Genomic DNA, 9,465 nt, shown 5'->3' with positions numbered 1-9,465 from the left:
TAGAAACAATCTAAATCTGCCGAAGCTTCAATAAAAGGTTTCCCGTTCGACTTGCATGTGTTAAGCACGCCGCCAGCGTTCATCCTGAGCCAGGATCAAACTCTCTGATAAAATGTGTTAGCAATTCAGTGATGCTCGCATCAACTTAATTGCGACTCACACTGATTAAGCCAAAGGCTTAAGAAGTGTTTGATTCGTTTACTCAAGACAACCGTTTGGCTATCTCTCGTTTTTACTGCTTTTGGTTTGTTTAAACCGTTCTTTAAATGTAAAGAAATTTTCGAGAATCGTATGTGTTTCACTGTTTAGTTATCAAGGTTTGTTGCGCCTGTCTCTCAGACAGCTCGTTCATTTTATCTCATTCTCAACTGCTTGTCAAGAACTTTTTTAATTTTTTTGAAGCATTTCGTCTTCAAAAAAATTAAAGCGGAGAAGGAGGGATTTGAACCCTCGCGCCGCGTTAACGACCTACTCCCTTTCCAGGGGAGCCCCTTCGGCCAGCTTGGGTACTTCTCCAAATTGCCCTACTTACTAAGTAGTTCCGATATTTATCTCTGCCGTTCTCAGCGACAGGTGATATTATATCTCGTATCTTTTATGTTGTCAAGTACTTTTTTAACTTTTTTAAAAAGTTTTTATTCTGTATTTGACAAACGGAGAGAGTGGGATTCGAACCCACGCGCCCTTGCGGACAAACGGTTTTCAAGACCGCCTCGTTATGACCACTTCGATATCTCTCCATATAATATAATGATTTTCAACATTTTTTGTGCTGTTTTGTCAACGCATGTTGTATTCTATCATCAAATATCTCCCCTGTCAATAACAAATTTGATATTTTTTTCAAAAAATTGGACATATAGCTTCAATTTCTGCTATATGTCCATATTTACCGGGATTTTCACCCTGTTCTACTCTCTATTCTACTCTCTGTTTTCCTTCAAAAATGCCTCCGCAACCACCAGATCTTCCGGTGTTGTGATCTTGATATTGCGATAAGAACCTTCTGAAAAGCGGATTTTCACCCCGGTCTCATGTTCTGCAACCATGGCATCATCTGTAATTCCGGTCATTTCCTTCTGCCGAATGCTGGTATATGCGCCATAGATCAGCGGGTACTGAAAGATCTGCGGAGTCTGGACGATCCATACACTGCTGCGATCCGGAGTTTCACTGACATTCCCATCCTCATCTGCAATCTTAACTGTATCCTTGGAAGGCATGCCTGTAACACTGGCACCTGTCTGTGCTGCTGCCATAAGTCCTCTTTCAATGATCCCATGATCAATAAATGGTCTGGCACCGTCATGGATCAGCACATACTCTGTGTCTTTACACGCACGAAGTCCTTCATAAACAGAATCGTACCGTTCTTTTCCGCCGGATACTACAGCAGAAACCTTTGTAAAACCATATTTTTCCACGATTTCTTCTTTGCACCAGAAAACATACTCCTCCCCTGTTACCAGGATCACATCCCTGATCAGCGGACTTTCCTGAAAACAGCGCAGAGAATAACAGAGCACCGGCATCCCGTCAAGCTCCATAAACTGCTTCTGTATTTTGCTGTGCATTCTCTTTCCCTGGCCTGCTGCCAGGACAATAGCTGTATTTCTGCACTCTCCCATGATCAATTACCCCGGATTCTTTTATCTTTCGCCAAGCTTCAGGTTCGGAACCGCATTCAGATCCCAGCTGTGGCGTGTTCCCCTGATATATTCATAGTAAGCTGCCACACCGATCATCGCTGCGTTATCCGTACAGAAGATCGGTGACGGACGGTAAAATTTGTATCCACGTTCTGTACATGCTTTTTCCATAGCAGTGCGAAGTGCTCCGTTGGAAGCAACACCTCCTGCAATGGCAACCTTTTTCATGCCAAAATCAGCTGCTGCCTGCATGGTATGCTCTACCAGTACGTCAACAACCGCCTTCTGGAAGGATGCCGCGATATCTGCACGGTTTACTTCCTCACCTTTCATTTTTGCCCCGTTTAAATAATTAAGAACTGCGGACTTCACGCCGCTGAAGCTGAAATCATATGGATTTTCACCGATTTTTGCACGTGGAAACTCGATAGCGTCCGGATTTCCTTCCTTTGCCAGCTTATCGATCTTCGGTCCTCCCGGATATCCCAGCCCAATGGCACGTGCAACCTTATCAAATGCCTCACCTGCCGCATCGTCTCTGGTTCGGCCCAGGATCTCAAACTGGCCGTAGTCCTTCACAATAACAAGATGGGTGTGTCCACCGGATACAATGGCACAGAGAAACGGCGGTTCCAGATCCGGATGCTCAATATAATTGGCAGAAACATGGCCTTCTATATGATGCACGCCTACCAGTGGCAGATTTCTTGCATAGGCAATAGCCTTGGCTTCTGCCACACCTACAAGAAGTGCACCGACAAGCCCCGGTCCATAGGTTACACCGATAGCATCAATATCATCCAGAGTGACATTTGCCTCGTCCAGCGCTTCCTGGATGACCTGGTTGATCCTTTCTATATGATTTCTGGAGGCGATCTCCGGCACAACACCTCCGTACAGTTTATGGATCTCGATCTGTGAGGAAATCACGTTTGATAAGACAGTCCTTCCATTTTTTACAACGGAAGCTGCCGTTTCATCACAGGAGCTCTCAATACCAAGAATTAATGTATCTTTCATTTTTTCAGTCCTCTTCAAAATTCAGTTCCACACTCTTCCCGTCTTTTCCCGGCCATGCCTTCGGAAAGATCTCACGTACTGTATCCATGTAATCATCCGGACGTACCAGAGAAGGGCTGTAATGGGTCAGCCACATTTCCCCCACTTCCGCATCACGGGCAAGAGTGGCCGCTTCACGAAACGTCATGTGTTTATAGCCTTTTGCCTTTTCGATCTTGTCATCTTCACCGTACATTCCCTCACAGATAAAAAGATCGGAACCTTTTGCATTACGTAAAATAGACTCTGTCGGTCTGGTATCTGTGGTGTAGGTAAGCTTGATTCCTTTTCTCGGCGGACCAAGCACCATATCCGGTGTGTAGATCCGTCCTTCATCCTCCACAGTCTGTCCCTTCTGCAGCGGATTCCAGAATTTCAGCGGGATCTCATGTGCACTGGCACTGTCAGGAGAAAATTTTCCCTGGCGCAGTATCTCAAGGGTATATCCATAGCAGGTAACATTATGGTTCACCCGAAATGCAGTGATCCGGTAACCGTTCAGTTCCAGAACCTCCTCCGGTTTCGTGATCTCGATAAATTTAATTTCAAAGGGCAGCTCCGGTGCGATCACACGAAGTGCGCTTACCACACGTTCCAGTCCTCTTGGGCCTACCAGAGTCAGCGGTTCTGTGCGGTCTGCATTTCCCATAGTCAAAAGGAGTCCCGGAAGTCCGCTGATATGATCCCCATGATAATGGGTAAAACAGATCACATCAATAGGCTTGAAGCTCCAGCCCTTTTCTTTAATGGCCACCTGAGTGCCTTCCCCGCAATCGATCATCAGACTACTGCCGTTATAACGGGTCATCAGTGCGGTAAGCCATCTGCGTGGCAGCGGCATCATTCCTCCGCAGCCAAGTAAACAAACATCTAACATATTTTTCCTCTTTTCCTGTTCTGTGGCAAAGTTTAGCATACTTATCCCGTACAGACAAGTACCTCTCCCGGGTAAGCCTATTCAGAAACTGCGGTGCGTGTCATAAGAACAGCATCCTCTGTGGGGTCTGTATAATATCCCTTTCGCAGGCCATCCCGCACAAATCCCTGACGTTCATAAAGCCGAATCGCAGTCTCATTTCCTGCCCGGACCTCCAGATGGATCATGGTGATCCCACGCTCTTCTGCCAGACGGATCATACTTTCCATAAGGAAATTTCCGATTCCCTCTCTCTGACGGTCTCTGCGGACAGCCACATTGGTCACATCCCCCTCATCCAGCACCGTAAGAAGACCACAATATCCCAGGATCCGGTCCTTTTCTTCCACAACAAGAAACATCCCGTTCTCTTTCATAAGAAATGTCAGAAATCCCTCTTTTGTCCAGGGGATTGAAAAAAGTTCCTCTTCGATCTCCATAACCTGATCCAGATCATCCACAAGCATTTCTCTTAAGATCATGCGTTTTCCCCTTCTGATCCTTTTTTCAGTTTCTGGGCACGCTCCCGCTCAGCCTGTGAAACACGGAGATAATCCGGTTTGTGCTCAGCCGCTGTCTCGGTTCTGCCTTCTTTATAATAAAGGACACCAAGTGCACCTACAGCACCTGCTCTTTGTCTGGAAAGATGGGCCGGTGCAAAAGAAAACGGTACGGTAAGCTTATCTGCGATGATATCTTTAAATACCGGGACTCCGTCTCCGAGGAATGTTACGGCTTCTCCCATCTCATTCAGCATGGAAAGAAGCTCCTCAATTCCCACTGCCATCTGATCCTTTACCGTCATGAGCCTGTGATCCTCGTAACGATAGATTCCCGTATAAACCTGCTTTCTTCTGGCATCCATGATCGGACAGATCAGTCCGTTTACATCATAGAGATTATAGGCCAGTGCCTCCACAGTCGGAATCCCGACCAGTGGTTTGTCAAGGGCAAGTCCAAGTCCCTTGGCTGTGGCAGAGCCAATACGGAGTCCGGTAAAAGAGCCCGGTCCCTTGGCTACCGCAATAGCGTCAATCGTCTTCAGATCCAGCTCTGTCATCTTCACGATCTCATCCAGCATGGGAAGAAGAGTCTGGGAATGTGTTTTCTTATAATTAACTGTATATTCCGCTACCAGTGTATCGTCCTCCACAACGGCTACGGATGCCACGATTCCGGAACTGTCCAGTGCCAAAACTCTCATTCTGTCTTTTCTCCTCTCTCCTCAATGGTGATCTTTCTGTATTCAAAGCCCTTCTCAAGATCTTTTTCAATGGTAACTTCGATCCTTTTTTCCGGCAGGATCTCCTCAATGAGTTCCGCCCATTCGATCAGACAGATTCCCTGCCCGAAAAAATAATCATCGTATCCGATCTCTTCCATTTCTTCCAGATCCCCGATACGATATACATCAAAATGATAAAATGGCAGACGTCCGTCTTCATATTCCTGGATAATGGTAAACGTAGGGCTGTTTACAGGTTCTGTAATTCCAAGACCTGCTGCCACTCCCTGTGTGAACACGGTTTTTCCAACTCCCAGATCGCCTGTCAGTGTGTAGATCTGTCCCGGCTTCGCATTCATTCCGATCGTCCTTCCGACCTCGAATGTTTCCTCAGGATCATGCGTTTCTATGACCATATTTTCCACCTTTTTCTTGCACAATTATTCTTTGCATATTATAATAGAGCGAACAGCGAAATACAATACTTTTTGAAAAGGAGTGCGAAAACTATGGCAAATCCTATCGTTACCATCACAATGGATAATGGCGATGTAATGAAAGCGGAATTATATCCGGAAGTTGCCCCGAACACAGTAAATAACTTCATCAGCCTTGTAAAAAAAGGCTTTTATGACGGCCTGATCTTCCACCGTGTCATCAACGGTTTTATGATCCAGGGCGGATGCCCGGACGGAACTGGTATGGGTGGCCCGGGATACAGCATCAAGGGTGAGTTCTCCCAGAACCGTTTCAAAAACGACCTGAAGCATACACCAGGTGTTCTCTCCATGGCAAGAGCCATGAATCCAAACTCTGGCGGAAGCCAGTTCTTTATCATGCACAAGGCTGCTCCGCATCTCGACGGAAGCTATGCTGCATTCGGTCAGATCATTGAGGGTATGGATGTTGTAAATGCTATCGCAGAGACAGACACGGACTACAGTGACCGTCCTCTTGACGAGCAGAAGATCAGCTCCATGACTGTTGATACCTTTGGTGTGGATTATCCGGAACCGGAGAAATGCTGACAGGAATAATTTTCTGAAATAAAAAAGCCCCGCGAAGAGCAGACTGTAACGCAGATCCTCTGCCCTCTTCCCGGGGTATTTTTATACTGACATTCTCTTTTCTTTTACTTTTCGAAGGTCTTCACTTCTCCGTTTACTTTCGCAAAATACAGTTCTGCATCCTTCTCAAGTCCGGCTCTTCCGTTTGTTCCTTCTGTGATCGCCTTCTTCACCTCTTCGACCTGATCATCCGGCACAAGAAGCTTCAGGACAACCTTGTCGGTATATTCGGAATCCAGGATCGGCAAGCTTCTTTCTCCTGCGATATACTGGATCTTTCCGATCCCTGTGTAATCCGTCGTCACCTGAAGAGAGATCCCATGATGCTTCTCAATGACGGTACTTGCCGCCAGTCCTGCCTGGACTGCACCGGAATATGCCCGCACAAGCCCTCCTGTCCCAAGAAGGACACCTCCAAAATATCTGGTCACCACAATGGCCGCATTATAGATCCCGGCTCCCAGAAGCACATCCAGCATAGGCCTTCCGGCTGTTCCGGATGGTTCTCCGTCATCACTGCAGCGGGTGGCTTCCCGGTTCATCCCTACGGAATATACATAGCAGTTATGACGTGCATCCCAGTATTTTTTTTTCATTTCTTCGATAAAGGCAAGGGCCTCTTCTTCTGTTTCCACAGGACGGACGGTTGCGATGAAACGGGATTTTTTTTCCACAAGTTCGCCTTCGCCGCCTTCGTATATGGTTTTATAATGTTCCAGCATGGTTTACGCCTCCGTTATCTATATCCAACCCTCTGTTTCAGGCAGAGTTTTCTTTATTGTATAATAATTATCTTCATTGCACAATGTATAAGATATCATGAATTGTGAAATTTTTTTTAAGGCTTTATTTGGCATCTCATATTTGTTATAATGAAACGGATTATAAAGGAGGAATATTATGAACTACGGAAAAAGATCCACTTCCAAGAAGCGGAATGCTCTGATCTCCCGTACTTCCATGCTGGAAAAAAGAGCACATGTTTCGTTTATCCGGGTTTTATTTACAGCTCTGATCGCAGTCTGCGTCATGATTGTCTGCCTTGGTATCGGCTCCTTCCGGGGCGTGATCGCCGGAGCACCTGACGTCAACGATGTGGATATTTCACCTCTCGGATATGCAACCTTCCTGTATGATGACCAGGGAACACAGATCCGACAGCTTTCAGCCCCTACATCCAACCGTCTTCCGGTCTCCCTGGACCAGATCCCGGTCAGTCTGCAGCATGCAGTGGTAGCCATTGAGGATGAGCGTTTTTATGAACATAACGGTATTGATGTCCGCGGTATCGCACGTGCCGGAATGAAGGCGATCACCACCGGTAACTTTTCCGAAGGTGCCAGTACCATCACACAGCAGCTTCTGAAGAATAATGTTTTCACTGACTGGACCAACGAATCCACACAGCTGGAACGTTTCACACGTAAGTTCCAGGAGCAGTACCTTGCTGTACAGATTGAAAAAAAATATAACAAAAATGTGATTCTTGAGAATTATCTGAATACCATTAACCTGGGTGCAGGTTCCTACGGTGTACAGGCCGCTTCCAAAAAATACTTTAACAAAGACGTATGGGATCTGAATCTTTCTGAATGTGCCACCCTTGCCGGCATCACGCAGAACCCTACCAAATTCAATCCGATCACCAATCCAAAAGCAAACTCCAAGAGACGGAAGGAAGTCCTGGATCACATGCTGGATCAGAATTACATCTCACAGGATGAATATAATGCAGCACTGAATGATGACGTTTATTCCCGTATCCAGGCCGCACAGCTTGAGAACACCGAAGAAGAAAGTACCGTTTACACGTATTTCGAAGATGAGGTTACCAATCAGGTCATCAGCGACCTGATGAACATTAAAGGATATACCAAGACACAGGCTACCAATCTTCTTTACAGCGGTGGTCTGAAGATCATGACAACCCTGGATTCCAACATGCAGCAGATCCTTGATGAGGAATATGCAAACCCTGATAACTATCCGGCCAATGTTCAGTATGAACTGGATTATGCACTGACTGTACAAAGCCCGGATGGAAAACAGACAAACTACAGCAAAGAAATGCTGCAGCTGTATTTCCGTGATCAGGATCCGGAATTTGATCTTCTCTTTGATTCTCCTGAGGAAGGTCAGCAGTATGTGGATCAGTACAAGGCCAACATCCTGGCAGACGGAAGCACCGTAGTATCTGAGCGTGTAAACTTTGCGCCACAGCCACAGTCTTCCATGACTGTCATTGACCAGCATACCGGTTACGTAAAAGCCCTGATCGGAGGCCGTGGCGAAAAAACAGCCAGCCTGACCCTGAACCGTGCCACTGATACGACCAGACAGCCTGGTTCTACCTTTAAGATCGTTTCCACCTATGCACCTGCGTTGAACGAAAAAGGCGATACACTTGCTACAACCTTTATGGATGAGCCTTACAAATACCCGGACGGATCTCCTGTCAACAACGCCTCAAGAAGCTACGGCGGCGAGACCACCATCCGCAAAGCGATCCAGAATTCCATCAACGTTGTAGCTGTTAAATGCCTGGAGCAGGTTACCCCGGCTCTCGGCCTTAAATATCTGGATGATTTCGGTTTCACCACACTAGCTCACGGAACTGAGGCAGATAAAGATGCCAACGGAAATATCTGGAGTGACGCCAACCTGGCTACTGCTCTTGGCGGTATCACCAAAGGTGTCAAGAACGTGGAACTTTGTGCTGCATATGCAGCCATTGCTAATGGCGGGAACTATATCAAACCGATCTATTATACACAGATCCTTGATCATGACGGAAATGTTCTGATCGAGAACTCCTCCGTTTCCAGATCTGTGATCAAAGACAGTACCGCTTATCTTCTTACAAGCGCCATGGAAGACGTTGTAAAAAAAGGTACCGGTACCGCCTGCCAGCTGGACAATATGACTGTAGCCGGAAAAACAGGTACTACAGAGGACTACAATGACCTGTGGTTCGTAGGTTACACACCGTACTACACCTGTGCAGTATGGTCCGGCTATGACAACAACGAAAAAATTCCGGAAGATGCCCGTAACTTCCACAAAAACCTCTGGAAAAAGGTTATGACCCGTATCCACGAGGGCCTGGAGGACAGAGATTTCGATATGCCTTCCAGTGTGGAAAAAGCCAGTGTCTGCGCAGAAACCGGTCTTCTTCCCAGATCCGGATGCCCGACTATCACAGAGTATTTTGATATCTCCAGTCTTCCCACCGAATACTGTGATCAGCATTTCTACGGCAGCAGCGATTACGATGAAAAGGACTATTATTCTAACGAAGATACGGACGCCGATACCGATGCAGCAGCTGAAGCGATCCCAAGCGCAGCTCCGGACAGTACTGACAGTACTGACGGCACCGACACTGACAATACTGACAATTCCGATGACGGTTCCGATAATACCGGTGATGATACTGACAATTCCGGAACCGACGACAACACCGGTGGTGATGACGGCAGCTATGATAACAGCGGTGATACCGGTGGCGATGACACCGGCGAAGATCCGGTAGAATATTATGAATGATCT

The 9,465-nt window shown here is 46.7% G+C and carries 9 protein-coding genes, 2 tRNA genes and 1 rRNA gene (1 of these 12 only partly in view); 2 read left to right on the top strand and 10 right to left on the bottom strand.

What is annotated here, in order from left to right; all coding sequences use genetic code 11:
- The 9 genes from V9W66_RS14120 to tsaE form a co-directional block, all read right to left on the bottom strand.
- Positions 1–111 (bottom strand): 16S ribosomal RNA (locus V9W66_RS14120); it reaches 1,419 nt to the left of the window's first position.
- 316 nt (positions 112–427) lie between these two features.
- Positions 428–516 (bottom strand) — tRNA-Ser (locus V9W66_RS14115).
- A 138-nt stretch (positions 517–654) separates the two neighbouring features.
- Positions 655–740, bottom strand: a tRNA-Ser gene (locus tag V9W66_RS14110).
- A gap of 183 nt (positions 741–923) precedes the next feature.
- Positions 924–1,628: a 2-C-methyl-D-erythritol 4-phosphate cytidylyltransferase gene (gene ispD / locus V9W66_RS14105; RefSeq protein WP_015525917.1), complete on the bottom strand. Its 705-nt coding sequence runs from the start codon at positions 1,626–1,628 to the stop codon at positions 924–926.
- A gap of 21 nt (positions 1,629–1,649) precedes the next feature.
- Complete coding sequence (gene tsaD, locus V9W66_RS14100; RefSeq protein WP_015525918.1) at positions 1,650–2,669, bottom strand: tRNA (adenosine(37)-N6)-threonylcarbamoyltransferase complex transferase subunit TsaD; 1,020 nt, start codon at positions 2,667–2,669, stop codon at positions 1,650–1,652.
- Between the two features lie 4 nt (positions 2,670–2,673).
- Positions 2,674–3,585 (bottom strand): ribonuclease Z, encoded by a 912-nt coding sequence (locus tag V9W66_RS14095; protein WP_118070771.1) that lies wholly within the window; start codon positions 3,583–3,585, stop codon positions 2,674–2,676.
- A gap of 77 nt (positions 3,586–3,662) precedes the next feature.
- Positions 3,663–4,106: a ribosomal protein S18-alanine N-acetyltransferase gene (gene rimI / locus V9W66_RS14090; RefSeq protein WP_144094889.1), complete on the bottom strand. Its 444-nt coding sequence runs from the start codon at positions 4,104–4,106 to the stop codon at positions 3,663–3,665.
- Complete coding sequence (gene tsaB / locus V9W66_RS14085) at positions 4,103–4,828, bottom strand: tRNA (adenosine(37)-N6)-threonylcarbamoyltransferase complex dimerization subunit type 1 TsaB (protein ID WP_015525921.1); 726 nt, start codon at positions 4,826–4,828, stop codon at positions 4,103–4,105. Before tsaB ends, rimI begins: the two co-directional genes overlap by 4 nt.
- The gene (gene tsaE / locus V9W66_RS14080; protein ID WP_015525922.1) at positions 4,825–5,265 is read right to left on the bottom strand and encodes a tRNA (adenosine(37)-N6)-threonylcarbamoyltransferase complex ATPase subunit type 1 TsaE; all 441 of its coding nucleotides are present in this window, start codon (positions 5,263–5,265) and stop codon (positions 4,825–4,827) included. The genes tsaB and tsaE overlap by 4 nt, the downstream gene beginning before the upstream one ends.
- A 93-nt stretch (positions 5,266–5,358) precedes the next feature.
- Between tsaE and V9W66_RS14075 the strand changes: the two genes are divergently transcribed.
- Positions 5,359–5,877 (top strand): peptidylprolyl isomerase, encoded by a 519-nt coding sequence (locus tag V9W66_RS14075; protein ID WP_144094891.1) that lies wholly within the window; start codon positions 5,359–5,361, stop codon positions 5,875–5,877.
- Positions 5,878–5,981: 104 nt separating this feature from the next.
- Here V9W66_RS14075 and V9W66_RS14070 read toward each other — a convergent pair whose 3' ends face one another.
- Positions 5,982–6,638 carry a YigZ family protein gene (locus V9W66_RS14070; RefSeq protein ID WP_022426677.1) on the bottom strand — a complete coding sequence of 219 codons (657 nt, stop codon included), beginning with the start codon at positions 6,636–6,638 and terminating at the stop codon, positions 5,982–5,984.
- A gap of 178 nt (positions 6,639–6,816) precedes the next feature.
- Between V9W66_RS14070 and V9W66_RS14065 the strand changes: the two genes are divergently transcribed.
- The gene (locus V9W66_RS14065; protein WP_144094893.1) at positions 6,817–9,462 is read left to right on the top strand and encodes a transglycosylase domain-containing protein; all 2,646 of its coding nucleotides are present in this window, start codon (positions 6,817–6,819) and stop codon (positions 9,460–9,462) included.
- Positions 9,463–9,465: the final 3 nt, after the last annotated feature.

Source organism: Blautia massiliensis (ex Durand et al. 2017), from assembly GCF_051861785.1.
GTDB lineage: Bacteria > Bacillota > Clostridia > Lachnospirales > Lachnospiraceae > Blautia_A > Blautia_A luti_A.
Note: the sequence above shows the minus strand (reverse complement) of the source record. Positions and strands in the feature narration are given on the sequence as shown.